This window comes from Thioalkalivibrio sp. ALRh (assembly GCF_000381425.1).
GTDB lineage: Bacteria > Pseudomonadota > Gammaproteobacteria > Ectothiorhodospirales > Ectothiorhodospiraceae > Thioalkalivibrio.
This window is the reverse complement of record NZ_KB906519.1, coordinates 206,433-231,988: the sequence shown is the minus strand read 5'-3', so window position 1 is coordinate 231,988 and position 25,556 is coordinate 206,433. Positions and strand designations below refer to the sequence as shown.

Below are 25,556 nucleotides of genomic sequence, written 5' to 3'. Positions count from 1 at the left end.
AGCGCGAGAGCAAAACCAGTGCATCCACACTGGCCGCACAGGAAGCGAGTGGATCTCCCATTGGTGTTTGGCTCCGGTATACTGCGCGGTCTTTCGTTTCCCTCGAACACGACGCCCGAGCCGCCATGAACCCGCGCCTGGACCGGCTACAGCCCTATCCGTTTGAACGCCTGCGCCGGCTGTTCGCGGATCTGCAACAACCCGCCGACCGGGAGCCGATCGCCCTGTCGATCGGCGAGCCGCGTCATGCGCTGCCGGGGTTTGTCGAACCGGTGCTGCGCGACACCCTCCAGGGCTACAACCACTACCCCACCACCCGCGGCGAGCCCGCGCTGCGCGAGACCATCGCCGCGTGGCTGCAACGGCGGTTCCAGCTGGACGGAGTGGACGCCAACCGGCAGGTACTACCCGTCAGCGGTACCCGCGAGGCCCTGTTCGCGATCGCCCAGGCCGTCGTCGCAGAGAAGCCCAGGGCGCGCGTGCTGATGCCGAACCCCTTCTATCAGATCTACGAAGGTGCGGCCCTGCTGGCCGGGGCGGAGCCGGCCTTCTACGACCTGGCGCCGGAGAACGGCTATCTGCCCGATTTCTCCGCGGTCGATGCCGCGACCTGGGATGCGGTGCAACTGGTCTATATCTGCAACCCGGGCAATCCGGCCGGGGCCTGCATGTCCGAGTCGGCAATGCAGGAGCTGATCGGCCTCGCCGACCGGCACGACTTCGTGATTGCGGCGGACGAGTGCTACTCCGAGATCTACCACCCGGATGCCGAACCCCCGGGCGGACTACTCGGCGCGGCGGCCCGCATGGGCCGTACCGGCTTCGAGCGCTGTATCGTGTTCCACAGCCTGTCCAAGCGCTCCAACCTGCCGGGCCTGCGCTCGGGGTTCGTCGCCGGCGATGCCGAGCTGCTCGACCGCTTCGCGCTGTACCGCACCTATCACGGCTGCACCCTGCCGCCGCCCACGCAGGCGGTCAGTCGGGCGGCCTGGGCGGACGAGGCCCATGTCGCCGATAATCGCGCGCTGTACGCCGAAAAATTCGCCGCGGTCGTGCCGATCCTGCAGGAGGTCCTGGACGTGGAACCGCCCGCCGCGGGCTTCTATCTCTGGCCACGCGTGCCGGATGGCGACGACGAGGCCTTCGCCCGTCGCCTGTATGCCGAAGCCGGCGTCACGGTGCTGGCCGGACGTTACCTCTCCCGCAGCGACCCCGAGACCGGGCACAATCCCGGGGCCGGACACGTGCGCATGGCGCTGGTCGCCGAACCGGCGGCCTGCATCGAGGCGGCCGAACGCATCGCCGAACTATACAAATAACGAATTTTTAAACACTTAAAAGGACTGTTTCATGTCGGACATCAAGAGCATCATCGAGACCGCCTTCGAAAGCCGCGCCGAGATCAATCCGCGCAACGTGGAAACCAACGTGCGTGACGCCGTGAACGAGGCCATGGAGATGCTGGACAGCGGCCAGGCCCGCGTTGCCGAGAAAAAGGGTGGCGACTGGGTCGTCAACGAGTGGCTGAAGAAGGCCGTGCTGCTGTCGTTCCGCATTGCCGAGAACGAGTTCATCAAGGGCGGCTTCACCAACTACTACGACAAGGTACCGTCCAAGTACGCCGACACCTCCAGCCGCGACTTCCGCGAGGGCGGCGTGCGCGTCGTGCCGCCGGCCACCGCCCGTCGCGGCAGCTACATCGCTCCCAACGTGGTGCTGATGCCCTCCTACGTGAACATCGGCGCCTACGTCGACGAAGGCACGATGGTCGATACCTGGGCCACCGTCGGCTCCTGCGCGCAGATCGGCAAGAACGTGCACCTGTCCGGCGGCGTCGGCATCGGTGGCGTGCTGGAGCCACTGCAGGCCGCCCCGACCATCATCGAAGACAACTGCTTTATCGGTGCGCGCTCCGAGGTGGTCGAGGGCGTGATCGTCGAGGAAGGCGCCGTGATCTCGATGGGCGTGTACCTCGGCCAGTCGACCCGCATCTACGACCGCGAAAACGACGAGATCCTGTACGGCCGCGTGCCGGCAGGCGCGGTGGTGGTGCCGGGCAACCTGCCCTCGAAGGATGGCAAGTACTCGCTGTACTGCGCGGTGATCGTGAAGCGCGTAGACGAGAAGACCAAGGCCAAGGTCGGGCTGAACGCCCTGCTGCGCGATGTCTGATCTCGTCCTCTACGGGATCGCCAACTGCGACACCGTGCGCAAGGCACGCCGGGCGCTGAATGCGACCGGCGTGGACTTCCGCTTTGTGGACTTTCGCAAGGACGGGCTCGAGGAGGCGCAGTTGCGCCGCTGGGTGGATGCCGTTGGCTGGGAGACCCTGGTGAACCGGCGCGGTACTACCTGGCGCCAGCTCCCCGAGGATACGCGTGAGGCCATCGACCAGGAGCGTGCAATCGCACTGATGCTCGAACATCCGACGCTGATCAAGCGCCCGGTCGTCGAGCGTGGCGACGACGTCTACGTTGGCTGGAATGCGGCGACCGCGCGTGAGCTTGGGGCTGGCTAACCGTTTCTAGCGGGCTCCGGCGCTCGTGGCTCTAGCCGGCACTTCGTATTGGCTGGGCCGGGTTCGGCATCTGGAGTCTACGGTGGCTTCGTCCGGCCGCCTGCCTGCGCTGTCTCGCCAGCGCACCGCGCCCGTTTTTGATCAACAACTGGCTTCTTTGCTCGTGCAAAGAAGTACCCAAGAAACACGCCCGACTGCCGCGACCCCGGCCCGCTGGGCGGGCCGGGGTTTCCCTCGCTCCGAGGGTTTTCGCGGGCGGCGCTGAAACTCGCTGCGCCTTCGGCTTCGCTCAAACAGTCAGCGCCCCCGTTTCTATTTTGAATCGTCCCGCGAAAACCCTCTCCACTCGGCGCGACGACAACGGGGGGAAGGTCAAGACAACGGCTGTCCCGGCGATTGTGCTTATGGATGGAGGCTAGGTATTCCGACATCCTGGGCACGCGCGGCCTTCGGCCCTGGCGTGCCGCGCCCGCCAGCGGGCGCCAGACCCCATCGTAGGATGTGATGAGCGCAGCGAATCGCATCAGGGGTTGCCCCGACGTCGGAACGGTGCGTTTCGCTTCGCTCAACCGCACCCTACGGCGCTGGAGTTGGAAACAGGCGCGGGGATACCTTCTGTTTTAACCTCCATCCCCCCGTATGAAGCCCCTTGCGGAAGGGTTCTCGGGACGGAAGAGAGGCGCTGACTGTCTGAGCGAAGCCAAAGGCGTAGCGAGTTTCAGCGCCGCCGGCCCGAGGGCCCTGGAGCAAGGTCCCCGGGCGGAATCCGGGTGCCCTTCTTTGGGTACTTTCTTGGGCAAGCAAGAAAGTACCTCGCGGCGCGCTCGCGAGTGAGCGCAGGCAGGCGGCCGGCCGAAGCCACCGTAAACACCGGATGCCGAACCAGGGCCAGCCTCAAGGACGCTAGTAGAGGGCAGGCCCCGGGTGTCAGGCGGGTTGCTGGCGGAAGCCGGCTACCTCGGCCTGCAGGCGTTTGGCCAGGCCTTCCAGGGCCTCGACGGCCTCCTGCATCTCGCGGGCGCCGTCGGCGCTGCGTACCGCGATGTCGTTGATGTGGTGTACGTTGCGGTTGATCTCCTCGGCGACCTGGCTCTGCTGCTCGGTCGCCGAGGCGACCTGGCGCGTCATGTCGTCGATGGTGGTCACGGAGTCGTGGATGTACTCCAGCGTCTCTTCGGCCTCGCCGGCCTTGCTGACCGAGGACTCGGCCTGCTGCTGACTGACCTCCATTGCCTGCACGGCCTTGCCGGCCGCACCCTGCAGGCGCTGGATGATCTCGCGGATCTCGCCGGTCGAGTCATTGGTACGCTGCGCCAGGTGGCGCACCTCGTCGGCGACCACGGCAAAGCCGCGCCCCGCCTCGCCCGCCCGGGCGGCCTCGATCGCGGCATTAAGCGCCAGCAGGTTGGTCTTCTCGGCGATCTCCTCGATCACCTCGAGGATGGACCCGATATTGTCGGAGTCACCCTTGAGCTCGTCGATCACCGTGCTGGCCTTGCGAATCTCGCTGGCCAGGGCGTTGATCGACCCCTGGGTCGCCTGGACCACATTACGCCCACCTTCGGCCGCGCGGGTGGCCTGCCCGGCGCTCTCCGCCGTGCTCTGGGTGTTGTTGGCGACCTCCTGCACGGTCGCGGACATCTGGTTCATGGCGGTGACCACCTGCTCGACATCCGAGCGCTGGTCATCGGTCTCGCGACTCAACTCGTTGCTGCGGCCCTCCAGCTGGCGCGCGGAAGCGGCGATCCCGTCGGCCGCGTCCGCGACCTGTGCAATCAGGCCCGAGAGACGGTCCATGACCGCGTTGAATGCGTTACTGGTGCGGCCAATCTCATCGTCAGTGGTGACCTCGACCCGATGGCCAAGGTCCGCCTGACCGGAGGCGATCGCTTCCAGCCCCGAGGCCAGCCGCTCCAGCGGGCGCACCAGCATGTTGGCCGCAAACCAGCCGATGGCCAGCGCGACCAGAAAGGCCACCACCCAAAGCCCCCAAAGGAGCCACCACAACTGATCGACCAGCGCCGCGTCGACATTCGCCGCCAGGTCACCCTTCATCGTGTGGAAGGTCACCCCACCCATGATCGAGAGGGGGATGGTACTGACGAGAATCACAAGGATCACAAGCTTGAGGCGCAGTCCGCCGATCTTCAGAAGCCGGTTCATGGGGTCCCTCCTTTCCCCGCTATAACGGCCAGGGTGGCCGCTTCTTGATAGCGGGCCCATCTTCGCGCAGGGGTCACCAAGAGCAGGTGATCCGGATCAAGTCGAACGCGGGTTCGCGGACACAAAAAAGCCCGCGTCCCAATGGAGGACGCGGGCGGATGCGGTCAGGACGGCCGGGAATCTAGCGGCTGCGCGCAGCCCGATTGCCCTGGGCCGCACGACCCTGTCCAGCCCCGCGGTTACCGCCAGGCTTGCCGCCACGACCCTGGCGCGGCTTGCCATTACGCGCACCACCGCCCGGCTTGGCGCCACGGCGATGGCCGTTGCCATCGTTCGCCGCCGGCTTCGGCGCGTCGAACCCTTCGGTCTCGATCCGCTCGATCGGGCGCTGGATCAGGCGCTCGATACCCTTCAGGAGCTTCAACTCTTCGCCATCGACCAGCGACAGCGCGGCACCCGCAGCTCCGGCGCGACCGGTTCGACCAATGCGGTGCACGTAGTCTTCCGGCACGTTCGGCAGCTCGAAGTTGACGACCTGCGGCAGCTGGTCGATATCCAGGCCTCGAGCCGCAATATCGGTCGCAACGAGCACCGGCACGGACCCGGTCTTGAACTGCTTGAGCGCCTTGGTACGCGCCGCCTGGCTCTTGTTGCCGTGAATCGCCTCGGAGGGCACGCCGTCCTGCGTCAACTTCTGCGCGAGACGGTTGGCGCCGTGCTTGGTGCGGGTAAATACCAGCACCTGCCCCCAGTCGTTGGTACGAATCAGATGACTGAGCAGCTCACGCTTCCGGCTGGTTTCCACCAGGTGTACCGTCTGCTGCACGGTCTCGGCAGCCGTATTGCGCGGGGCCACGTCGACCTCGGCCGGCTTGTTCAGCAGGCTCGACGCCAGCGTGCGGATCTCGCCGGAGAAGGTCGCCGAGAACATCAGGTTCTGGCGCTTTTTCGGCATCAGGCCAATCAGGCGGCGAATATCGCGGATGAAGCCCATGTCCAGCATGCGATCGGCCTCGTCCAGCACCAGGATCTCGATACCGGAGAGGTCAATCGTCTTCTGGTTGGCATGGTCCAGCAGGCGACCCGGCGTAGCCACGACGATATCCATCGGGCCCCGCAGCGCCTTGATCTGTGGGTTCATGTTCACGCCGCCAAAGATGGTCATCGACTTCAGCGACAGGTGGCGGCCGTAGGTACGGACGGAATCATGGACCTGAGCGGCCAGCTCGCGGGTCGGCGTCAGGATCAGCGCCCGCGGACGCCCCGGCTTGCGCTCGGGCGCCGGGCCATCGGTCAGTCGCTGCAGGATCGGCAGGGTAAAACCGGCGGTCTTGCCCGTCCCAGTCTGGGCGGCGGCCAGCAGGTCACCGCCTTTCAGGACTTCGGGGATCGCCTGGGTCTGGATCGGGGTCGGCGTTTTGTAGCCGGCCTGGTCCAGCGCACGCAAAAGGGATTCGGCCAACCCAAGGTCGGCAAAGGAAGAAACAGAAGACATGCAATACTCCAACGGCTACCCGCCGCTCGCAATCGAGGGGCACCCATCGGGGTATGACGAAATCGGGGGGACGGGAACCGAGAAGGTTCCGGATCAGTGAACGGACGCTGACGGGCGGGGCGTTCGGTGAGGCCACTATACCGGGTCGGAAGGTGAAAGCAAGTGATTCTCCGCGGTTTTTTCGCTTAATACCTGATTCACGCGGTAAAGACTCTGGGCCGATTCCACAAACGCTCGTATAATGCACGGATTATAAGAATAAACGCGCCAGGGATGGCCGGGTGACGCAGGTCCAGCGATGCGGATCCGTGTGGCACCCAGGGTCAGACGCGCGTGCCTCACGGTTACGGCATACATCTGGTAGTTCGATCGTCCGTTGCCGACTGTACTGTGGAGGAGCACGATGATGAGTACGTCCGGGGCAGCCGCCCGAGCAATGGGTCGCCATTTCCGATCCCGAGCGTGCACATGACTGATTTCGCTCAGGGGCCCCGATGAACGCCCTTCCCCGCTCCCCGGCTTCACGCTATGTGCCCCTGATGTGGCTGGTACTGCTGGCACTGTTCATGCTGCCTGTACTGCTCTGGATGGTCGGCATCCCGGTCCCGCCGCTGGTGCCGCTGGAGCATATGACCGCATTCCACACCGCGACCGAACTGTTCGCGGTGGTCGTGGCGATCGGGGTGTTCGCAGTCGCCTATCATGTGCGCGACCGCCGTCGGGTAATGGCCACACTGGTCCTCGCCACTGGGTTTCTCGCCGTAGGCCTGCTGGATTTCCTGCACCTGATGACCTATCCGCAGATGCCGGATTTCATCACGCCCAATTCCTCGCAACAGACCATCTTCTTCTGGCTGGCCGCGCGGCTCGTCGCCGCAACGGCGCTCCTCCTGTATGTGGCACTCCCCTTGATGCCAAGAAGCCAGGAACCCGTTCCCAGGGGCATGCTGGTGGGTGCTTTGGCGCTAGTCGCAGTGCTTGCCTGGGTGGGGCTATGGCACGAACAGCGCATTCCGGCACTGTTCGTCCCGGGCGAGGGACTGACGCCGTTCAAGATCGCGCTGGAGGGCGTGGTGGTGGTGCTGCACGCCGCCACCCTCCTGGTCCTGCTGCTGCGCCCTCAGCTCATGCAGCGCCCCGGTATGCCGCTGGTGGCCGCCGCGCTGATGGTCCTGATGGCCAGCGAGGTATTTTTCACCCTGTACGATAACCTGTCCGACGGCTTCTTTGTGCTCGGCCACATCTACAAGGTGGCGGCCTATGCGCTGATTTACTGGGCGGTTTTCATCGAAAGCGTACGCGCGCCCATGGCACAACTCCGGGCCGCCCACCGGGATGTCGAGCTCCGCCAGCAGCGCTACGAGCAACTGATCGACACGGCGCCGGACGGGGTACTGGTGACCGACGGCGACGGCACCATTCTGATGGCCAATCGCAACCTCGAACGCCTGTTTGGTTACCCGCGACGGCATCTGATTGGCCAGCCCGTGGAGACCCTGATCCCCGAGCGCCTGCGCGAACACCACCAATCGGTCCGCGAGCAGCAGAGCGACGACATCTCGGAACGGACCATGGGCCAGGCCCCCGACCTGCGGGGACGCCGGCTCGACGGCACCGAGTTTCCGGTCGACATCAGCCTGAATGCCTTCGAGGACCAGGGCGGGCGGCGCATCACCGCCTTTATCCGGGACATTTCCGACCGCCAGCGCCGCGAGGCCCGCATTCAGCACCAGGCGACCCACGACAGCCTGACCGGCCTGCCCAACCGCTGGCTCCTGCACGACCGGCTTGCCCAGAGCATTGCCCACGCCAGCCGTCACGATCATCGCATCGCGGTGATGCTGCTTGATCTCGACCACTTCAAGATGATCAACGACACCTTCGGCCACCACGAGGGTGACGAACTGCTGCGCGAAGTCGCTCAACGCCTGAAGGACGCAGCGGGCAACGACGCCACGATCGGGCGTTTTGGCGGCGACGAGTTCATGATCCTGGTCCCCGAGATTACGGATGAGCTGCAGATCGGGGAGCTGGCCCAGGAGATTCTGGCGCAGTTTGACCGGCCGTTTCAGACCGGCCCCACGCGCCAGTTCAGCTCCAGTGCCAGTCTCGGGATCGCGCTGTTCCCGCAGGATGCGCGGGACGCGAACACGCTGGTGCGCTATGCCGACATGGCGATGTACGAGGCCAAGCGCTCCGGGCGCAATACCTACGCGTTCTATTCCGAACACCTGGATGCCCAGGTACGGGCGGAACAGCAGCTCCAGGAGCGCCTGAAACACGCGCTGGAACATGACCAGCTGGCACTTCATTTCCAGCCGTTGATCGATGCCCGCACCGGGGCCGTGACCGCCGCCGAGGCCCTGCTTCGCTGGAACGATCGGGAACTGGGTGCCGTACCACCATCGCGCTTTATCCCCAGCGCCGAGGCCAACGGGTTGATCCTGCCACTCGGTGACTGGGTGATCCGTCGCGCCTGCCAGCAACTGGCCGACTGGGCACAACAGGGTGTCGACACGTCCATTTGCATCAACGTCTCGGCGCTTCAGTTCCGCCAGCCGGATCTCGTCTCCCGACTCGAAGCGGCACTGAAGGAGGCCGGTGCTTCGCCCGAACGCCTCGAGATCGAGGTGACCGAGACCGTGGCCATGGCCGATGTCGCCCTGACGCGCGAGCACCTCTCCGGGCTCAAGGCGCTCGGTGTGCGCGTATCGCTGGATGATTTCGGTACTGGGTATTCCTCGCTCGCCTATCTGAAGTCGCTGCCGATCGACAAGATCAAGATTGACCGCTCGTTCATCGCGGGGATCGGCCACGACCGCGACGCCGAGATGATCCTGCGCTCGGTGATGGGCCTCGGCCACAGCCTGCACCTGAAGCTGGTGGCCGAAGGCGTGGAGACCGCCGAGCAACTCGCCTTTCTGCGCCGAGAAGGCTGCGACCTGTACCAGGGATGGTTCTACTCGCCCGCGCTGTCGGTGGAAGAATTCCGTGCCACCGTCCACTCTCAACTGGATGCCTGAGGCTCGCCCTGCTGGCTGCGCATGCCATTGGCGATGGCGTGATCACCACGGACCTCGAGGGGCGGCTCAATTACCTCAACCCGGTCGCCGAGCACCTGACGGGATGGAACCAGGCGTCCGCCTACAACCAGCCCCTCGCAAGCGTGTTCCACCGGCTACTTCAAAAGACACTGAAGATCGATGGCAGCTTTGTGCGCGACATGGCGGAGGATCGGGTCAGCCGCGCGATGGTCGAGAGCATCCACCACATTGGCCGCGTGATCGGGGTCAAGACGGTCGCGGAGCGCGTCTCGCACGAGAGCCTGATGGACTCCATGTGCCGAAGCCCCTGGAACCATGCCCTGTTCCGGTAGCGGAAAAGCGACGTTCCGGGTCGGTCGCCGGCTGAATACCGTGGAAAACCGGTGCGGCCGGGAACAAACCCCGACCGCCCGGTTAACCCCTGGTCAGTAGCCCATGTTCGCGTGGACGTCCGGCGGGGCCTCGTGCGTTAGCAGCGACCAGGTCAGATGCGCCATGACCTCGGGCGCCACCACGGTGTGGCGATTGCCCCCGTGCTGCATCCCCTCGCGCAGGCGCTGGCGAACCTCGGCCTGCCCCGTGAGGTCGTAGATCACATCCACCTGATCGCCACGGGCCAGGATGTCCTCGACCGATTCCAGCGGAATCCCGCGCGCCTGCGCCAGTTTGCAGCCCTCGGTTTCGCCCTGCTCCGATACCGCGCAAATCTCCATTCCCGGCGTATCGCTGTCCAGCAGCAGTTCCAGAAAACGGCCCCCCACACGGCCCAGCCCAACAATCGCGATCTGAATCGCCATCACTCCCTCCTTGGTTTTCGTTATATCCGGCATGCATCGTTCGGCATGCCCATCCGAGTATAGGGGACATGCTCGCTTTCGCACGCCTGAACGATGTTTGCGGAGACATGGGGAAGATCGGGCCTTTTGGGCGCCGGCCCCGAGCCCCCTACACTCGGCGCATTCACTGCAATGGAGTACACCGCATGAGTCAGTTGCATCTCCCGATCCGCGTGGATCGCCGCGAGCAGGGCAAGATCATCCAGCGCCTGGAGCGCCTGGAGGGCGTGGAGCTGGAGTTCGTCGACCTCGATGTCGGCGACTACGAACTCCCCAATGGGGTCGTCGTGGAGCGCAAGTCCGCCACCGACATGGTGCTGAGCGTCGTGGACCAGACCCTGTGGGAGAACGCCGCCAAGCTTAAGGCGACGCACGACAAGGTGATCTACGTAGTCGAGGGGGACCTCTACGAACCACGCTTCCACCAGCAGGCGCTGGACATCCACCGCGCCCTGACGCATCTGACGATCGCGCTCGGGATCAGTGTGCTGCCCTCCAATGACGAAGACACCAGCGGCATGCTGATCTACCTGCTAGGCATGAACGCCCAGGTGGACCCCGACCCAATCGCACGCCCCGCCAAGCCCGAAAAGCGCCGTGCAGCGGCGGAGTTCATTGTCAGCGGCCTGCCCGGTGTGGAACCCGATCTGGCCCGCGACCTGCTGCGCCAGTTCGGCAGCGTGCGCGACGTGCTGAACACGGATGCCGAGCAACTGGCCGAGGTCGATGGCATGGACCTGGAACGCGCCCAGCGCATCGAGTCCGTCGTGACCCATGGCAGCCGCAAAGGGTAATCCCGCAGGGTGCGGGGATTCACGTGTCTCGCCCCTCGCCTGACGTTACAATGCGCGCTGCAGCCCATGCGCAGGCCCCGGGGGCACGCGCGGCGGCGCTCGCCAGACCACCGGAAGGCGGGACCGCAATTAACTGATTTCAGGGAGAAACCAATGGCGTTCATCGTTCTCGAGAACTGCATCAAGTGCAAGTACACCGATTGCGTCGAGGTCTGCCCGGTCGACTGCTTCCACGAAGGCCCCAACTTCCTCGCGATCGACCCTGACGAGTGCATCGACTGCACGCTCTGCGAGCCGGAGTGCCCGGCCGAGGCGATTGTGCCGGAGGATGATGTCCCGGAAGACCAGCTCCAGTTTATCGAGCTGAACGCCGAGCTCTCGCGCACCTGGCCGGTGATCACCGCGCGCAAGGATCCGCCGGAAGACGCCGAGGAGTGGGACGGCGTCGAGGGCAAGCTGAAGCATCTGGAACGCTAAGTCCGCATCAATGGGGCTGCCAGGCAGCCCCACAATCTCGCTGCATCCGCCTGGCCAGGCGCCCCCCTCTGCATCTCCCGATGCGCTGCAACGGCCTTCTTCCCGACCGCCACCCACCCTCCTCGTCCCTGCAAGTCAGCCCGCGGCAACCGTAGCTGGGGTACCCGGTGTCTCCTCGTTGAGTCACTCACGCGAAACCCGATTCCCTCGTGATTTCAATAGGTTCAACCTCGAATGGCCGCGCCCGAGCGCACGCACTGTATCGCGGATGGCACAGATTGGGTCCGATCGCGATACCCCTTGACTCTATAAGTCATTGTTCTCCCGGACAAACCGTCCGCTGGCCCAAGTCCTGCTAGTTGGGTTGTTGCGTAGCACGGGCCACGTGCACCGGGGCTACGACAACCGTCTATTGCTGGCTAGCCAATGGAGACAAAGCCATGAACTTCAAAAAGACCCTGATTGCTTCCGCTATCGCCCTGGCCTTCGGCCTGAGCTCGGGCCTGGCCCTGGCCAACCCGACCAATACCGCCGAAGGCGAAGTCGGTGATCAGACCGCCACCGCCACCTCCTCGGCCGATGGCGGCGGCGCCTCGGCGAACGAGTATTCCCAGGCGTTCGCAATCAATGACTCCGACCTGTCGAACAGCTCGGACAACAGCACCGCGATCTCGGACTCGGGCAATGACAGCTCCGACAACAGCACGAGCATTTCGGATTCGGGCAATGACAACTCCGACAACAGCACGAGCATCTCCGACTCGGGCAACGACAGCTCCGACAACAGCACCGCGATCTCCGACTCCGGCAACACCACAGTCTCGGATTCGGGGAACGACAATTCGGACAACAGCCTGAATGTCTCGGATTCGGGCAATGACAGCTCCGATAACAGCACGAATGTCTCCGACTCCGGGAATGACAGCTCCGACAACAGCCTGAACATCTCCGACTCGGGCAACGACAACTCCGACAACAGCATGGCCCACGCGGACGACAACAGTGCAGCCGCCAACAACGGTTCCACTGCCTCGGTGACCCGTGATCAGAGCGACAACTCCGACAACAGCTCGGCCATCATGGATTCCGGCAACTACACCGCAACTGACAGCTTCAACACGTCGCTGCAGGTGAACGCCGTGGTCAGCCAGAACGAACTGTCGGGTACTGTGACCGGGAACTACGTCGACATCGCCGGTCGTGCCAACCAGGAGAGCCACAACTACATCGGCTCGGATTCCTTCGTGGCCCCGGCGGGGATTACCCAGGTGTCGCAGAACAGCGGCGCGAACAGCCTGACCCAGCAGCAGGTCTCGGTGCAGGCGCATCTGAACCTGGGCAACTAACCGACACGGCGTGTCGGAACGGCATGCGGCGGGATCATCCCCGCCGCATTCTCCCTGCCATGCAAGAGGGTCCGGTCATGTGTAATCCGTCAGCCCACCGGGGCGGCATCGGTTCTGCTGCCTTTCTGTCCGCCGGCATGCTGCTGGTGACAGCCATCGCCCATGCCGAAGTCCCGTCGGCCGGCGATGCACTGCTGTTCGGCTCGGCTCCCGACGCCTATGAGGTGGTCGATCTGGCCACACTGGACGCGCAACGGGCACGCCAGGGCGTGACCAATATTCAGCTCGGTCAGATCCACTCGCGCATTGACCTCGCGAACAACCACGCCGTGAACTCCACCACCGGCAAGAACTTCGTGGCGGCCGGGGCCTTCGACAATGCCCGCGGTATCTCCACGGTCATTCAGAACAGCGGCAACAACGTCGCCATACAGGAATCGATGATCGTGAACATCACGATCAACCCCTGAGGAATCACCAATGCCCATCCGCCGTTGGTTCCTCTGCGTAGTCATCACCACCGCGCTGATGCTTTCGCCTGCCCTGTCCGCATGGGCCGGCGGGGCCCAGTTCCCGGGCATGATCGGCAGCATGAACGTGCCGGTGGAGAGCCTGAAAGACCTGCGCTTTCGCTCCATCGTCCCGCAGCGATACGACTTCAGCTGCGGCTCCGCCGCCCTGGCTACGCTGCTCACGTACCACTACGACCGCCCCACCACAGAGGTCGAGACCTTCGACAGCATGTTCCGACGCGGCGACCAGGACCTGATCCGCGAACAGGGGTTCTCCATGCTCGACATGAAGCACTACCTGGAGGCCGAACAGGGCATGCCCGCCGACGGCTTTCGCATCGGGCTGGATGACCTCGACAATCTCGGGGTGCCGGCGATCGCGATGATCGAGACTCGGGGCTATCGCCACTTCGTGGTAATCAAGGGGCTAGAAGGCGGACGGGTACTGGTGGGAGATCCGGCTCTCGGGGTCAACAGCTACACCCGTAACGAGTTCCAGCAGATCTGGGTCAACGACATCCTGTTCATCATTCGCGAGGACGTGGACCTCGCCCGGCATCGCTTCAATGCCTCCGAAACCTGGGCCGCCGTGACCCGCGCGCCGATCGAGTCGGGTGTCGTGCGCAGCGACCTGGCGAGCTTCACCCTGCATCTGCCCCGCGCGAGCGACTGGTGAGCGCGATGATGAAACGCCTGCCCTGCTGCATCCTGGGCGTCATCCTGGCCAGCGCGACATGGGCTACAACGGCTCATGCCCTGGATGTCCTGCCCCCCCTCGGCGACGAGCGCGTAGTACCGGATTCGGTACTGGAGGCCCAGCGCGGCGGCTTCTTCGGGCGCGATGGTCTGGAGATCTCGATCGGGCTGGAACAGATCACGTCACTCAATGGCGAGGTGATCAACCACTCCACCCTGCGCCCCCTGAGCGATATCACCAGCGGCTCCCACTGGCCCGGCACCGACCTGCGTTCGGTCGTCATCCAGACCGGGGGCGCGATGCCGGCGGAAAGCTGGACCTCGGGCATGGGCTGGGTCACTGCGATCCAGAACGAACTCGACGGACAGGACATCCGCCACCAGACCATCCTGCAACTGGAGCTTGGCAATCTGCAGATGCCGCGCGGGGACCTGGGCCGGGCACTGGAACAGCACATGCTCGAGCGTGGCGGAGGCTTCTGAACCCTCCGCCACGGCAACGCGCCCCTCAAAAACGGATCGGCACCCGCAGGGTGGCCTGCACATCCGGTGCGGCCTCGGTCGCCCCGACACCGAGCGAGAAATTCACACTGGTGCGGTCCGTCAGCCGGTGCGAGATACCCCACAGTACGGTCCCCACCTGGCGCCGCCCGAACACGGGCTCCAGCCCGCTTTCGTTCTCCACCCGCGTGCGGAATACCGTGCTGTGGTCGTAGCCAAAGCTCATCGAGGTGCGGTCGTTCAGGCTGATGGCCATCCCCAGGCTCATGCCGACCGCGTCGCCGGGATTGACCTTGCCATAGCCATCGCCCACATCGCGCTCGATGTTCCAGAGATAGCTGACGTTCGCAAAGATCACGGCCGGGTCGGTCGGATAGATCATCGTCACGCTGGGCTGGATACTCCAGAACCCGGAACCGGTGGGCTGCTCGAGGAAGATCTCGCCCAGGCGATTGCCCTCGTCATCCAGGATCTCGCGGCGGGCGACATCGAAGGGCCCCTTACCAGTCGTGCTCTTCGCCTTGAGGTTGCCGATAAAGAACGGCCGACCTCGATCCGCCATGTTGAACTGGTAAGACACGCCGAACTCGATATCGCCCAATCCCTGCCCGGTGGAGCCCGTCACACGCTCCAGCGCGGTCGCCTCGAGGATGTCGCGCCGGCGCACCTGCTGCTCGCGGTAGACATACGGGATCTTCATCCCGACCTCCAGCCGCTCGGTCAGGCCATAGCGAAAGCTCACCGCCGCGGTCAGCGTGTCGCGCTCCGTCTCGCTGACATCAATCAGCCCGATCGCCAGGGCCGGGATGATGGTGAACCCCTCGATCGACACATCCAGCGAACTGCTGTGCACGTACGACAACGACGGCTCCACTACCCACTGCCCCTTCGGTGTGAGCACACCACGTTCCTCGAAAACCGTCACCTCGGGGCCCGAATCCACCGGGGCGTCCCCGACCGCCTCGCGAGCCTCCTGGCCCACGGCCGGCCCGGCCAACCCGATACAAAACGGTACGATCCCCAACCCACTTCTCCTGACCCATCGCTTGTCCACCGTCGTTCTCCATGGCCCCAGGGGCCGAACTGTTACGCAAGGGCCACTCTCTTCCCCGTCACAAGATTCAGGGCGCATTGGAACGCAGCCCGTACTTGTCGAGCAGGCGGTAGAGCGTCATCCGGCCCACCCCCAACTGGCGCGCGGCCCGCGAGACATTGTTGTCGCACTGGCCCAGCACCTTGATCAGCAATTCCCGTTCGGCGGTCGAGCGCGCCTGGGCCAGCGTTTGCGGCTTCTCGGCATTGCCCGAAGCGGCCAGTCCCAGATCCTCCGGCCGAATCAGGCGTCCCTCCGCCATCGTCACCGCCCGCCGCACCCGGTTCACCAGCTCGCGTACGTTTCCGGGCCAGGCATGGGCATACATCGCCTGCCACGCGGCCTGGGTAAAGCCGCGCAGCCGAGGGTTCTGGCTGCGGAACTGCTCGAAATAGAAGCGCGCGAGTTCTTTCAGATCCGTGCCCCGCTCTCGCAACGGGGGCACATCCAGCTGGATGACATTCAGGCGGTAGTAGAGGTCCTCGCGGAAACGACCGCGCTCGACGGCCTCGTCCAGCGCGACATGGGTCGCCGCGAGCACGCGCACATCCACCTTGATGGGCTGTAACCCGCCGAGCCGCACCAGCGTTCCCTCTTGCAGGAAACGCAGCAGATTGACCTGTAGCTCCAGGCTGAGATCGCCAATCTCGTCCAGCAGCAGCGTGCCGCCATGCGCCAGCTCGAACTGCCCGATCTTGCGTCGACCCGCCCCGGTAAAGGCGCCTGCCTCGTGGCCAAACAGTTCCGACTGGATCAGCTGCGCCGGCAATGCCCCGCAGTTCACTGCCACAAAAGGCCCGTTCGCCCTTCGTGAATGTCGGTGCACCGCCAGCGCAGCCAGTTCCTTGCCGGTGCCGCTCTCGCCCTGAAAGAGCACCGGTGCCTCGGAGCCCGCGACGCGCTCGATCTGGCGGGCCAGTCCCTGCATCGCCGGGCTATGCCCAACGATGGGAATATGGTCCGACTCGGCATCCTGATTGGGACGAGTGGGCCGCGCTTCCAGCGCCGCCATGCCGCATGCCCGTCCCAGCGTGATTTCAAGGCGCGCCTGGTCGAATGGCAGGGTATGAAAGTCGTAACAGGACTCGCGAATCAGCTCGCGAACGTCGTCGCGCAGTAATAGATCCGGGTGAACGAGCGCGATCCACTTCACATGCTGATGAGTGTGTACAAACTCGGTCACCCAGTTCGGGATGGGGCTGCCCAGGTCGACAAGCCCAACACGCACCTTGCTGAGTGTCCCCTCCGTTACCCCACCCGGCCCCGGGACGCGCCATAGCGTCCAGGCATCGGAGAAGCTCGGCATCGATTCCCCCGCGCCGCCGCCACCGTCTACCCATGCCACCTCGCGCACCATCGCAGTCGCACAGGCGCGCTGCAGTGCATAACGCGATTCGTCGGAATCCCCCCGGGGCAGGAAAGTCCCGCCATCCACCGACCGCAAAAAGGAACCATTCAACCTTCGCGATCCGGCCATGCCCGTCCCTATTGTTCAGATCCAGCTTTACTTGCCGGTTCGACGCAACCGACCCATCGCTGGAAGTTCAGCGTTGTCTCTGCCGGAATATAGGGGAAAAGAACGATCTCAACATTAAACAAGGAGCGCGAAATTAACCACCAAAAAGACTTACAATTTATTTTAATGAAGGGCATTAATATTCCCGAATCCAGATTCGCCCGAAAATAAAAAGGGCCGCTCGAGAGCGGCCCTTTTTGTGATGCATTTAAAATCCCCGACCGTATGATACGGGGACACTACGTCTCAAACACGAGACAATTCCTGAGTATCACTAACCAATGTCACCACAGCCAGGTCTCCGGCTGCTCGATCGACCGGTCTTCGTTATTCGCCAGCAGACCCTTGATGCAACGCACCAAAAGCCAGACGATCATGAACAGCAAGACCAGGAATCCAATACCGATCGGGGTCAAAACAGCCCCTACGATCACGCCGAGCAAGCCAATCCAGAATGTACGAATCTGGTAGGTAAAATGCGTGTCGCTGACCGCGTCCCCGTCGTTGCGCTTGATGTAAGCAATAATCAAACCGGCGATCGCGGTGAGCGCGGTCAGAAAGCTGACCAGATACAGTACGTACACCACAGTCACCATCGTGCGCTCCTTGCGCGGACCCGGCACGGGGCGGCTCACATCGCTCGGTTCGACTTCCGGTCGTGTTCCTTCGCTCACCTTGCACCTCCTGTCGGCATGGTCATGCTCATTGCGAGCCTGTTCGCCGAGACTAGCACTTCTGCTACTGACCCAGTGACAGGCGCAAGCCCCCCCTACGCTGGACCCGCCCAGACGATCAGCACGATCCCGAGCAGGGCGAACACGAAGCCTGCCAGTTGCACACGCGACATACGCTCGGCCTGAAACAGGCGGGCCATCAGCGCGGTCGGCGCGGGCGACAGCGCCCCGGCCACCGCAATGATCGACAGCAGTCCCATGCGTACGGCCACGACAAAGGCCAGGGTCGCTGCCGCCTGGAACAGCCCCGCCAGCGCCAGCAGCACGAAGGTGGAGCGGCTCATCCCGCGTTCGGGCCGCAAGACCAGCATGACAAGGGCAAGCGTCAGGGCCCCGACCGCCGAGGTGGCCACCACGGGCCACAACGGTGATCCGGCCTGGGCCTGATCGAGAAACACGAAGACCAGGCCGAAGCAGACCCCGGCGATCACGGCGTCCAGCAGCCCCTTGACCGGATGCTCACCCCGCGCCAGCGCAATCAGGCCACGAACGGGTTGATCCAGACGCCGCGGGCTGGCCTTGCGCGCCCCGCCCGAGATCATGCCGATGGCCACCACGATGGCGGCAATGCCGACCAGCGCCAGCACGCCCGGCCGCTCACCGAGGGCCAGGCCCACCCCCAGCGGCACCAGAGCGGAGATCACACCAGTAATCGCCGCCACCAGGCCCATCGAGCCCTCGGCCAGCCCGCGATAATAGGCGAGAAGGCCCAGCGCCAGCGCCAGCCCGGAGGCACCCCCCCAGATCAACGCCTGCGGGCCCGGCAGCCCCGCAAGCGGAACGGCGATCAGCAGCAGCGCGCCGGTGGCCAGGAACTGCGAATAGCAGGCCACCACGAGCGCGGGGATTCGGCGCGAGGCCAGGCCACCAAAGAAATCCCCAGCGCCAAACCCGAGCGCCGTCAGGAGTCCGAGGAAAAAGGCCATCAGCGACGCCGCCGCGAAACCGGCGCTCGCCGCTTCAGGGGCTTATTCACCCGCCTGTTCGAGCAACTCCTTCAGCCGGTCCTCGTTCGCGGCGCTATGAATACCGGTAACGGTGCCGTCACCGTCCAGCAGGATCACGGTGACCTCTTCCGGTGTGTGCGGCATGAAGCCCGCGTCCTGTTCGGACTGGGTCACCACCGTCGGGTATTCACGTGCCTGCATGCGCGGCAGCACGACGTTCTCCATCACGTGCGGCGGCATCTGGTGGATATCCGCGATGTAGATCACACCGATCTCGTTGCGCTCTTCCTCGGTCATCTCGCCGAGCACGGCGTTGGCGATATCGGCCGGGGCCATCTCCACCGTCTTGAGGATCACGCGCGCATCACCCGGTATCTGCAGCGGGTTGCCGTGCTGGTCATTCAGCGTGCGCTCGGGGAAGGCCTCGCCTTCGGCCACTTCGTCGGCCGAGGCGTTGGCACCGCCGTCGCAGGCCGCGAGGAACAGGGTGGAAGTCGCCAATAGCGCGGCGAGCAGGAGTGCGGACAGTCGGTTCATGGGGGTTCCTCCAGGGCTGTGAAACAATGCGCGCCGTGAACGGTCGGTCGTTCGCGGCAAACGCCGCCGATGGTAACGCATCCCTGGCCCCAGTAGACTTCACGGACTCGCCGACCCATGTACCCACTCGCGTTGGTCCGTGTTTCCCAGAGCAAATGCCCCGGAACCCCTCGATGCTTCAGCCACTGATCAAACTGCTGCGGCCGCACCAGTACATCAAGAACGGGTTTGTCCTGCTGGGCGTCGTATTCGCCCACGAGTGGGAACCGGCGATGCTGCTGGCCGCGGGGGTCGCCTTTATCGCCTTCTGTGCGATTGCGAGTGCGGTGTATGTGCTGAACGACATCGTCGATGTCGAGGCCGACCGCCAACACCCGGTCAAGTGCAACCGGCCCATCGCCAGCGGGGCAATCCCGGTCGGGACGGCCTGGGCGATCTTCGCCACACTGGTGGTGGTCGCCCTCGTACTGGCGGCCATGGTCAGCACCGGCGTGACCGCCCTAGTGCTTGCCTACCTCGTGCTGAACGTCGCCTACTCCTGGTGGCTGAAGCATGTCGTCATCCTGGATGTGTTCAGCATCTCGGCGGGCTTCATGCTGCGCATCCTGGCCGGCACGCTCGGGCTCGGGATCGAGCCCTCGCAGTGGCTGCTGCTGTGCGGCCTGATGCTCACGCTGTTTCTCGGCTTCGCCAAGCGCCGCGCGGAACTGGCGGATACCGCAATCGAGCGCTCTCCCGAACGGGAAGGCCCGCGCCGCGTACTCAATGACTACAGCGTGGGCCTGGTGGACCAGTTCATCGCGATCAGCGCGGCCTGCACAGTCCTGTCGTACGGGCTCTACACGGTCAGTGCACAGACGATCGACCTGCACGGCACGGATGGACTGATCTACACGCTGCCGTTCGTGATCTACGGCATCTTCCGCTACTTGTTCCTGCTGCACGCCCGTGGTGGCGGCAACGACACCTCGCGCGACCTGGTCACCGACCCGCACCTGCTCGCAACGGTTGCCGTCTGGCTGGGCGTCACCATCGCCGTACTCGCATGAGTGCGGTCCTGCTGTCCGGCTGGCGCATGCGGGCCGTGATGCTATCCGTCATCGCGGCCGTTGTGCTGTATCTCGGGGTTGCGCTGTGGGCGGGGGCCGCCGAGGTCTGGCATGCCCTCGCGCTGGTGGGGATCGGGGGCCTGCTGCTGGCCCTGTCGCTCTCATTGGTGAACTACTCGCTGCGTTTCACACGCTGGCAGCTCTATCTGCGCCGGCTGGGTCACCACGTGCCCCTGCGCAGGAGCGCCCACATCTACCTGGCGGGCTTTGCCCTGACCACCACACCCGGAAAGGCCGGCGAGGCCCTGCGCGGCGTATTGCTGAAGCGACGCCATGTTCCCTATCCCGACAGCTTCGCGGCCTTCGTCAGCGAGCGTCTGTCCGATCTGATCGCGGTCGTGCTGCTGTCGATGCTGGGCTTCACCCTGGTGGCCCAGGGTGGCTGGCTGATCCTCGCCGGGGCCAGTGCGGTGGCGCTCGCGCTGGTCATCCTGTCGTGGCGCCGACCACTCGCACGACTGCAGACGTGGACGGACCGGCCCGGCCAGCGCCTGTGGCGGACCGTTCATCACCTGGCGACTATCCTGCTGCAGGCCCGGCGCTGCCACCGCCCCACCCTGCTGGCCGGGGCGACCATTCTGAGTGTGGTCGCCTGGAGCGCGGAGGCGCTCGCCTTCTGGTGGATCCTCAACGCGATGGGCTTCGAGGCCAGCTTCGCCTTCGCCGCATTCGTGTTTGCGCTGGCGATGCTGGCCGGCGCGCTGAGCTTCCTGCCCGGCGGGCTCGGCGGGACCGAGGCCGTGATGGTCGGCCTGTTGCTGCTGCACGACATGCCCGCGGCCGATGCGGTCGCCGCCACCATGCTGATCCGCTTCACCACCCTGTGGTTCGCGGTCATCCTGGGCCTGATGGCCCTGGGCACCAACCCCGAGGCTCGCGGCCGCGAACAACCGGAGGCCACGGCATGACCACGAGCTGGAACCGCATCCCGCGTGTCGCGCACGCCGCCGAGGTCACGCTGAACCGGCGCGGCCAGCCCCTGCCCGGGGCTTCACACCCACTGCTGGCCTACGGCCTCGGCCGCAGCTACGGCGACGTCTGCCTGAATCCCGGCGGGAGCCTGCTGCATACCCGCGACCTCGACCGCTTCATCGCCTTCGACCCGGACACGGGCCGCATTACCGCCGAGGCCGGCCTGACCCTGGACGACTTGCTGCGCTTCGCGGTCCCGCGCGGCTGGTTCGTGCCGGTGGTACCCGGCACGCGCTTTGTAACGCTCGGGGGCGCGGTGGCCAACGACGTGCACGGCAAGAACCACCACCATGCCGGCAGCTTCGGCGAGCACGTCCGCGCCATGACCCTGCGCCGCTCGAACGGCGAATGCCTCGAGGTGACCCCCGACGACACCCCGGACTGGTTCGCCGCGACCGTCGGCGGGCTCGGGCTGACGGGCCTGATCGAGACGGTCACGCTGCAGCTCGTGCCCGTACGCACGCCCTGGATGCGCGCGTGGTCGCAGCGCTTCGACAGCCTGGACGAGTTCTGGGAGCTGGACGCCCGGGCCGAGCGCGAATGGCCCTACACCGTCGCCTGGATCGACTGCCTGAACCCGGGCCCGCGCGGCGAGGTCGGGCGCGGCATCTACAGCGGGGCGCGCCACGCCACCACCGCACCGGCGCGCAGCCAATACCGGGAGCCCCGCCGTGCCATACCGCTGGACCCGCCGGTTTCACTGGTGAACCGGGTGACCCTGCGGCTGTTCAACCAGCTCTATTACCGCCAATCCGTACACCCGACCGCCCGCGCCGTCCATCACCTGCCCTGGCTTTTTCCGCTGGACGCGATCCGCCACTGGAACCGCATCTACGGGTACAAGGGCTTTTACCAGTACCAGTGCGTGCTGCCCCCGCATGCGCAAAAGGACGGCATGCAGGCGTTGCTCGACGCCGTGGCCGCCAGCGGCCAGGGCTCGTTCCTCGCCGTGCTCAAGCGCTTCGGGGATCGCGCGGGGCCGGGCATGCTGTCATTCCCCCGTCCTGGGGCGACCCTGGCGCTGGACTTCCCCGAACGCGGCAACGAGACCGAGCACCTGTTCCGGCGCCTGGACCACATCGTGCAGGAGGCCGGCGGCGCGCTGTACCCGGCCAAGGATGCGCGCATGTCACCCGAGCTGTTCCGCAGCGGCTTTCCCCGCTGGGAGGAGTTCGCTAGCTTTGTCGACCCCGAATTCTCTTCCGGCTTCTGGCGCAGGGTGACCAAATGAACCGTTTGCAGTCTGTCGTGATCCTCGGCGCCACCTCGGCGATCGCCACCGCCGTCGCGCGCGAACTCGCCGAGCACGGCGCCCGACTGTTTCTGGTCGCGCGCGACGGCGAGCGGCTGGAGCCCCTGCTGCAGGATCTGCGCGTACGCGGCGACGATGCCTCCGGCACGCGCATCCTCGGCGCAACGGCCGACCTGGCGGACGTCGACGCCCACGCGGACGTGTGGACACAGGCCCAGGAGGCGCTGGGCGACAACATCGATGCGGTGCTGCTGGCCTGGGGCACGCTGCCGGATCAGGACGCGTGCAACGCGTCGGTCGCGACCACGCTGGAGGCAATCCATGTGAACGGCACCAGCGCCATCGCCTTCCTGGCCCATATAGCGCCCGACTTCGAACAGCGCGGCCGTGGCGTGATCGCCGCCATCGGGTCGGTCGCCGGCGACCGCGGGCGTCAGAGCAACTACGTCTACGGCACCGCCAAGGGCATGCTGGCCACCTATCTCCAGGGGCTGCGCAACCGGCTGTTCTTCAGCAGCGTGGATGTGGTCACGATCAAGCCGGGCTTCGTGCGCACCCCGATGACCGAGGGCTTCAACCGCGCCGGCGCGCTGTGGGCAGAGCCCGAGACGGTCGCGCGCGGGATCGTCAAGGCCATGCGCCGCGGCCGCGATGTCGCCTACCTGCCCTGGATCTGGTGGGGCATCATGACCGTGATCCGCCTGATCCCCGAGTACCTGTTCAAACGCCTGAAGCTGTAATGACGGCGCCGCAACGCATCGTGCTGTTCGACTTCGACGGGACCCTGACCCGACGCGACAGCCTGTTCCCGTTCCTGCGCTTCGCGCTGGGTACGCCGCGCTTTCTCGCGGCCCTGCCCGGCTGCCTGCCGACACTGGCGGGCTTCGCGCGCGGCCGCATCGCCAACCAGGTCGCCAAGGAGGCCGTGCTCCAGCGGATGATCGGCGGCGCATCCCTGGACGATCTGCAGGCCCGGGGCCATGCCTTCGCGGATCGCGTGCTGGACCGCCTGCTGCGACCGGCCGGCATGGAACGCCTGCAACACCATCAGGCGGCCGGCGACACCTGCGTGCTGGTCTCGGCCTCGCTGGATCTGTGGCTGCAGCCCTGGGCCGAGCGCCATGGCCTGGCCGACGTGATCTGCTCGCGCCTGGCGGTCGACGAGCACGGCCGCGTCAGCGGGCATCTGGACGGAACCAACTGCCAGGGCGCGGCCAAGCCCGCCGCGATCGCCAGCTGGCTGGGGCGCTTCGATCCGGATACCCCTGTGGATCTCTACGCCGCCTATGGCGACACCGCGGGGGACGAGCCCATGCTGCAGATGGTGACCACGGGTTATCGGCTGCGGGGCGGCCGGTTCGAGCCGGTCCAGACGGGCACGTCGTCGGCATGAGTGCAGATCGGCTGCCTCCCGGCGCGCCCTGGCTCGCGCGCCACTACGGTGCGGCGCTGCTGACCGCCCTGGCCGCCAAGATCCTGATCGCCTGGACCCTGCCGATCACGGGCGACGAGGCGTACTTCCTGATCTGGGGGCAGAATCCCGATCTCGGCTACTACGACCACCCCCCGATGGTCGGCTGGTGGCTGAGCCTGGTGCTCGCGATCTCGGACCACCCGCTCGCGATCCGGTCACTGGGGATCGCCGTATCCATGGCCCCCGCCCTGCTGATCCTTGCACTGTGGCACCGGCAGGACCCGGTCCGGGCGCGTCTGGTCTCGCTGATCGCCCTGTTCATGCCGCTGCTGTTCATCGCGGTGCTGACCGCCACGGACACGCCGCTGCTCCTGTTCGGCCTGCTGGCCACCGGCCTGACCTGGCACGCGCTGCGCACCGGGCGTCCGGGCTGGTTCCTGCTGGCCGGGATCGCGCTGGGGCTGGCCTTCCTGTCGAAGTACTTCGCGGTGCTGCTCGGGATCGCGCTGGGGCTGCACATCCTGCTGTTCGCGCCGCGCCACTGGCGCGGACTGCTGTTGATCATCCTCGGAGTGGTGCCGGCGGTGGCCCTGAACCTGTACTGGAACTGGGACAACTGCTGGTACAACGTGATGTTCAACATCGTGAACCGGCATGGCGGCGACGGGATCGACCTGACCAACCTGCTCGCCTACGCGGCGATGCTGGTCTATGTGTTCACCCCCTGGCTGCTGTGGTTCATCGCCCGCGAGTTCCGCGTACTGGGGCCCGGCATCCGTGAACATCGCTTCGGGGTCTTCCTGAGCGCCGGGCTGATCCCGCTCGCGGTGTTCGCCCTGCTGGCGCCGTTCAAGAGCATCGGCCTGCACTGGCTGGCGGTGTTCGTGCCCTTCCTGCTGCTGCCCGCCCTGTTCCTGAGCACCCGCGCGCTCAACGTCAGCGCCTGGCTCTCGGCCCTCCTGGCCGGCGTACATGCGGTGGTGCTCCTGATGATCGCGCTGATGCCCGTGGAATGGCTCGAGAACCACGACCGTTACGCCGATGCGGTCTACTACCTCGCCCCGGAATCCGTGGCCGCGGCCGTGAACGAATACGAGCCGGACTGGCACGTGTTCACGCGCAGCTATTCACGCTCCGCAGTACTCGCCTACTACGCCGGACGCGACGTCGGGGTGTTCGGCTCCGGCTCGCACTACGGCCGCCAGGACGACCTGCTGACCGACTTCCGCGCCCTCGACGGCGCCAACCTGCTCTACGTTGCGACCCGCGGCGAGGTCGACCCCGACGACCTGGAACCCTTCTTCGACGAGGTCGTGGTCCGCCGCCAGGCGATCCGCGGGATCGACTGGGAGATCGCCGAGGGCCGCGGATTTCGCTATGACGCCTACCACGAGCAGGTCCTGAGCGAGGTCCTGGCCGACTACTACGCTATCCCCGCCTGGCTCCCCGAAGGCCGCTGCGACTTCACCGATCGCTACAGCCAGTAACGCCGCGAACATCGGTGCGGTATTACGGTCACACAGGCATGCCGATACGCTTGAACCTGCCGCAACGCGCGTTCAAGCTGACGCGTTTGCCAATGCAATGACGGAGATCCCTA

25 protein-coding genes are annotated in these 25,556 nt (G+C 65.4%); 17 read left to right on the top strand and 8 right to left on the bottom strand.

Features of this window, described 5'->3' with window-relative positions; genetic code table 11:
* Nucleotides 1–125: 125 nt before the first annotated feature.
* The 3 genes from dapC to F791_RS0101125 are packed head-to-tail and all read left to right on the top strand — an operon-like array spanning nt 126 to nt 2,518.
* Nucleotides 126–1,319, top strand: a complete 1,194-nt coding sequence (gene dapC, locus F791_RS0101135; RefSeq protein ID WP_018137702.1) for a succinyldiaminopimelate transaminase — start codon at nt 126–128, stop codon at nt 1,317–1,319.
* A 31-nt stretch (nt 1,320–1,350) separates the two neighbouring features.
* Nucleotides 1,351–2,172, top strand: coding sequence for a 2,3,4,5-tetrahydropyridine-2,6-dicarboxylate N-succinyltransferase (dapD, locus tag F791_RS0101130; protein WP_017925459.1), 822 nt, complete (start codon nt 1,351–1,353; stop codon nt 2,170–2,172).
* On the top strand, nt 2,165–2,518 hold the full coding sequence (locus tag F791_RS0101125; RefSeq protein WP_018993553.1) for an ArsC family reductase: 354 nt from the start codon (nt 2,165–2,167) through the stop codon (nt 2,516–2,518). Before dapD ends, F791_RS0101125 begins: the two co-directional genes overlap by 8 nt.
* Nucleotides 2,519–3,445: 927 nt before the next feature.
* Here the strand turns inward: F791_RS0101125 and F791_RS0101120 are convergent.
* A complete protein-coding gene (locus F791_RS0101120) occupies nt 3,446–4,681 on the bottom strand; it encodes a methyl-accepting chemotaxis protein (RefSeq protein WP_018993554.1) in 1,236 nt (411 codons plus the stop codon).
* 181 nt (nt 4,682–4,862) lie between these two features.
* Complete coding sequence (locus tag F791_RS0101115) at nt 4,863–6,176, bottom strand: DEAD/DEAH box helicase (RefSeq protein WP_038049117.1); 1,314 nt, start codon at nt 6,174–6,176, stop codon at nt 4,863–4,865.
* A gap of 494 nt (nt 6,177–6,670) precedes the next feature.
* Between F791_RS0101115 and F791_RS0101105 the strand changes: the two genes are divergently transcribed.
* Nucleotides 6,671–9,199: an EAL domain-containing protein gene (locus F791_RS0101105; protein WP_018137697.1), complete on the top strand. Its 2,529-nt coding sequence runs from the start codon at nt 6,671–6,673 to the stop codon at nt 9,197–9,199.
* Complete coding sequence (locus tag F791_RS0101100; RefSeq protein WP_255349509.1) at nt 9,130–9,552, top strand: PAS domain-containing protein; 423 nt, start codon at nt 9,130–9,132, stop codon at nt 9,550–9,552. The genes F791_RS0101105 and F791_RS0101100 overlap by 70 nt, the downstream gene beginning before the upstream one ends.
* A gap of 93 nt (nt 9,553–9,645) precedes the next feature.
* Here F791_RS0101100 and F791_RS0101095 read toward each other — a convergent pair whose 3' ends face one another.
* Complete coding sequence (locus tag F791_RS0101095) at nt 9,646–10,017, bottom strand: hypothetical protein (protein WP_018137695.1); 372 nt, start codon at nt 10,015–10,017, stop codon at nt 9,646–9,648.
* 185 nt (nt 10,018–10,202) lie between these two features.
* Here F791_RS0101095 and F791_RS0101090 point away from each other — a divergent pair, with 185 nt between their 5' ends.
* The 6 genes from F791_RS0101090 (at nt 10,203) to F791_RS0101065 (ending at nt 14,364) form a co-directional block, all read left to right on the top strand.
* Nucleotides 10,203–10,850 (top strand): ERCC4 domain-containing protein, encoded by a 648-nt coding sequence (locus F791_RS0101090; protein WP_019592049.1) that lies wholly within the window; start codon nt 10,203–10,205, stop codon nt 10,848–10,850.
* A gap of 153 nt (nt 10,851–11,003) precedes the next feature.
* On the top strand, nt 11,004–11,327 hold the full coding sequence (gene fdxA / locus F791_RS0101085; RefSeq protein ID WP_012982432.1) for a ferredoxin FdxA: 324 nt from the start codon (nt 11,004–11,006) through the stop codon (nt 11,325–11,327).
* Nucleotides 11,328–11,767: 440 nt separating this feature from the next.
* Nucleotides 11,768–12,673 carry a hypothetical protein gene (locus F791_RS0101080; protein ID WP_018137693.1) on the top strand — a complete coding sequence of 302 codons (906 nt, stop codon included), beginning with the start codon at nt 11,768–11,770 and terminating at the stop codon, nt 12,671–12,673.
* A 137-nt stretch (nt 12,674–12,810) separates the two neighbouring features.
* Nucleotides 12,811–13,143, top strand: coding sequence for a hypothetical protein (locus tag F791_RS0101075; RefSeq protein WP_018137692.1), 333 nt, complete (start codon nt 12,811–12,813; stop codon nt 13,141–13,143).
* A 10-nt stretch (nt 13,144–13,153) separates the two neighbouring features.
* The gene (locus F791_RS0101070; RefSeq protein WP_012982429.1) at nt 13,154–13,861 is read left to right on the top strand and encodes a C39 family peptidase; all 708 of its coding nucleotides are present in this window, start codon (nt 13,154–13,156) and stop codon (nt 13,859–13,861) included.
* Nucleotides 13,858–14,364, top strand: a complete 507-nt coding sequence (locus F791_RS0101065) for a hypothetical protein (protein ID WP_018137690.1) — start codon at nt 13,858–13,860, stop codon at nt 14,362–14,364. The genes F791_RS0101070 and F791_RS0101065 overlap by 4 nt, the downstream gene beginning before the upstream one ends.
* 25 nt (nt 14,365–14,389) lie before the next feature.
* On the opposite strand, the gene F791_RS0101060 is transcribed toward F791_RS0101065, so the two are convergent.
* The 5 genes from F791_RS0101060 to F791_RS0101040 form a co-directional block, all read right to left on the bottom strand.
* On the bottom strand, nt 14,390–15,406 hold the full coding sequence (locus tag F791_RS0101060; RefSeq protein ID WP_018174524.1) for a transporter: 1,017 nt from the start codon (nt 15,404–15,406) through the stop codon (nt 14,390–14,392).
* Nucleotides 15,407–15,503: 97 nt separating this feature from the next.
* The gene (locus tag F791_RS0101055; RefSeq protein WP_018137688.1) at nt 15,504–16,934 is read right to left on the bottom strand and encodes a sigma-54 dependent transcriptional regulator; all 1,431 of its coding nucleotides are present in this window, start codon (nt 16,932–16,934) and stop codon (nt 15,504–15,506) included.
* 341 nt (nt 16,935–17,275) lie between these two features.
* Nucleotides 17,276–17,665 (bottom strand): DUF4870 domain-containing protein, encoded by a 390-nt coding sequence (locus F791_RS0101050; protein ID WP_018174522.1) that lies wholly within the window; start codon nt 17,663–17,665, stop codon nt 17,276–17,278.
* A 95-nt stretch (nt 17,666–17,760) separates the two neighbouring features.
* Nucleotides 17,761–18,651: a DMT family transporter gene (locus F791_RS0101045; protein ID WP_012982424.1), complete on the bottom strand. Its 891-nt coding sequence runs from the start codon at nt 18,649–18,651 to the stop codon at nt 17,761–17,763.
* Nucleotides 18,652–18,693: 42 nt separating this feature from the next.
* Nucleotides 18,694–19,209 (bottom strand): hypothetical protein, encoded by a 516-nt coding sequence (locus tag F791_RS0101040; protein ID WP_018174521.1) that lies wholly within the window; start codon nt 19,207–19,209, stop codon nt 18,694–18,696.
* A 173-nt stretch (nt 19,210–19,382) separates the two neighbouring features.
* Here F791_RS0101040 and F791_RS0101035 point away from each other — a divergent pair, with 173 nt between their 5' ends.
* Genes F791_RS0101035 through F791_RS0101010 form a run of 6 tightly spaced genes read left to right on the top strand, consistent with a single transcriptional unit; the run spans nt 19,383 to nt 25,443 of the window.
* Nucleotides 19,383–20,258, top strand: a complete 876-nt coding sequence (locus tag F791_RS0101035) for a decaprenyl-phosphate phosphoribosyltransferase (RefSeq protein WP_012982422.1) — start codon at nt 19,383–19,385, stop codon at nt 20,256–20,258.
* Nucleotides 20,255–21,226, top strand: a complete 972-nt coding sequence (locus F791_RS0101030) for a lysylphosphatidylglycerol synthase transmembrane domain-containing protein (RefSeq protein WP_018993560.1) — start codon at nt 20,255–20,257, stop codon at nt 21,224–21,226. The genes F791_RS0101035 and F791_RS0101030 overlap by 4 nt, the downstream gene beginning before the upstream one ends.
* On the top strand, nt 21,223–22,521 hold the full coding sequence (locus tag F791_RS0101025; protein ID WP_019592048.1) for an FAD-binding oxidoreductase: 1,299 nt from the start codon (nt 21,223–21,225) through the stop codon (nt 22,519–22,521). Before F791_RS0101030 ends, F791_RS0101025 begins: the two co-directional genes overlap by 4 nt.
* A complete protein-coding gene (locus F791_RS0101020; RefSeq protein WP_019592047.1) occupies nt 22,518–23,282 on the top strand; it encodes an SDR family oxidoreductase in 765 nt (254 codons plus the stop codon). Before F791_RS0101025 ends, F791_RS0101020 begins: the two co-directional genes overlap by 4 nt.
* Nucleotides 23,282–23,935 carry an HAD family hydrolase gene (locus tag F791_RS0101015; protein ID WP_018137681.1) on the top strand — a complete coding sequence of 218 codons (654 nt, stop codon included), beginning with the start codon at nt 23,282–23,284 and terminating at the stop codon, nt 23,933–23,935. The genes F791_RS0101020 and F791_RS0101015 overlap by 1 nt, the downstream gene beginning before the upstream one ends.
* Complete coding sequence (locus F791_RS0101010) at nt 23,932–25,443, top strand: glycosyltransferase family 39 protein (RefSeq protein ID WP_019592046.1); 1,512 nt, start codon at nt 23,932–23,934, stop codon at nt 25,441–25,443. The genes F791_RS0101015 and F791_RS0101010 overlap by 4 nt, the downstream gene beginning before the upstream one ends.
* The last annotated feature ends 113 nt before the right edge of the window (nt 25,444–25,556 follow it).

What these genes read in the sequence shown, in the direction of transcription:
- dapC (WP_018137702.1), top strand. Translation starts at nt 126, where the DNA reads ATGAACCCGCGCCTGGACCGGCTACAGCCCTATCCGTTTGAACGCCTG.
- dapD (WP_017925459.1), top strand. Translation starts at nt 1,351, where the DNA reads ATGTCGGACATCAAGAGCATCATCGAGACCGCCTTCGAAAGCCGCGCC.
- F791_RS0101125 (WP_018993553.1), top strand. Translation starts at nt 2,165, where the DNA reads ATGTCTGATCTCGTCCTCTACGGGATCGCCAACTGCGACACCGTGCGC.
- F791_RS0101120 (WP_018993554.1), bottom strand. Translation starts at nt 4,681, where the DNA reads ATGAACCGGCTTCTGAAGATCGGCGGACTGCGCCTCAAGCTTGTGATC.
- F791_RS0101115 (WP_038049117.1), bottom strand. Translation starts at nt 6,176, where the DNA reads ATGTCTTCTGTTTCTTCCTTTGCCGACCTTGGGTTGGCCGAATCCCTT.
- F791_RS0101105 (WP_018137697.1), top strand. Translation starts at nt 6,671, where the DNA reads ATGAACGCCCTTCCCCGCTCCCCGGCTTCACGCTATGTGCCCCTGATG.
- F791_RS0101100 (WP_255349509.1), top strand. Translation starts at nt 9,130, where the DNA reads ATGGTTCTACTCGCCCGCGCTGTCGGTGGAAGAATTCCGTGCCACCGT.
- F791_RS0101095 (WP_018137695.1), bottom strand. Translation starts at nt 10,017, where the DNA reads ATGGCGATTCAGATCGCGATTGTTGGGCTGGGCCGTGTGGGGGGCCGT.
- F791_RS0101090 (WP_019592049.1), top strand. Translation starts at nt 10,203, where the DNA reads ATGAGTCAGTTGCATCTCCCGATCCGCGTGGATCGCCGCGAGCAGGGC.
- fdxA (WP_012982432.1), top strand. Translation starts at nt 11,004, where the DNA reads ATGGCGTTCATCGTTCTCGAGAACTGCATCAAGTGCAAGTACACCGAT.
- F791_RS0101080 (WP_018137693.1), top strand. Translation starts at nt 11,768, where the DNA reads ATGAACTTCAAAAAGACCCTGATTGCTTCCGCTATCGCCCTGGCCTTC.
- F791_RS0101075 (WP_018137692.1), top strand. Translation starts at nt 12,811, where the DNA reads ATGCTGCTGGTGACAGCCATCGCCCATGCCGAAGTCCCGTCGGCCGGC.
- F791_RS0101070 (WP_012982429.1), top strand. Translation starts at nt 13,154, where the DNA reads ATGCCCATCCGCCGTTGGTTCCTCTGCGTAGTCATCACCACCGCGCTG.
- F791_RS0101045 (WP_012982424.1), bottom strand. Translation starts at nt 18,651, where the DNA reads ATGGCCTTTTTCCTCGGACTCCTGACGGCGCTCGGGTTTGGCGCTGGG.
- F791_RS0101040 (WP_018174521.1), bottom strand. Translation starts at nt 19,209, where the DNA reads ATGAACCGACTGTCCGCACTCCTGCTCGCCGCGCTATTGGCGACTTCC.
- F791_RS0101035 (WP_012982422.1), top strand. Translation starts at nt 19,383, where the DNA reads ATGCTTCAGCCACTGATCAAACTGCTGCGGCCGCACCAGTACATCAAG.
- F791_RS0101030 (WP_018993560.1), top strand. Translation starts at nt 20,255, where the DNA reads ATGAGTGCGGTCCTGCTGTCCGGCTGGCGCATGCGGGCCGTGATGCTA.
- F791_RS0101025 (WP_019592048.1), top strand. Translation starts at nt 21,223, where the DNA reads ATGACCACGAGCTGGAACCGCATCCCGCGTGTCGCGCACGCCGCCGAG.
- F791_RS0101020 (WP_019592047.1), top strand. Translation starts at nt 22,518, where the DNA reads ATGAACCGTTTGCAGTCTGTCGTGATCCTCGGCGCCACCTCGGCGATC.
- F791_RS0101015 (WP_018137681.1), top strand. Translation starts at nt 23,282, where the DNA reads ATGACGGCGCCGCAACGCATCGTGCTGTTCGACTTCGACGGGACCCTG.
- F791_RS0101010 (WP_019592046.1), top strand. Translation starts at nt 23,932, where the DNA reads ATGAGTGCAGATCGGCTGCCTCCCGGCGCGCCCTGGCTCGCGCGCCAC.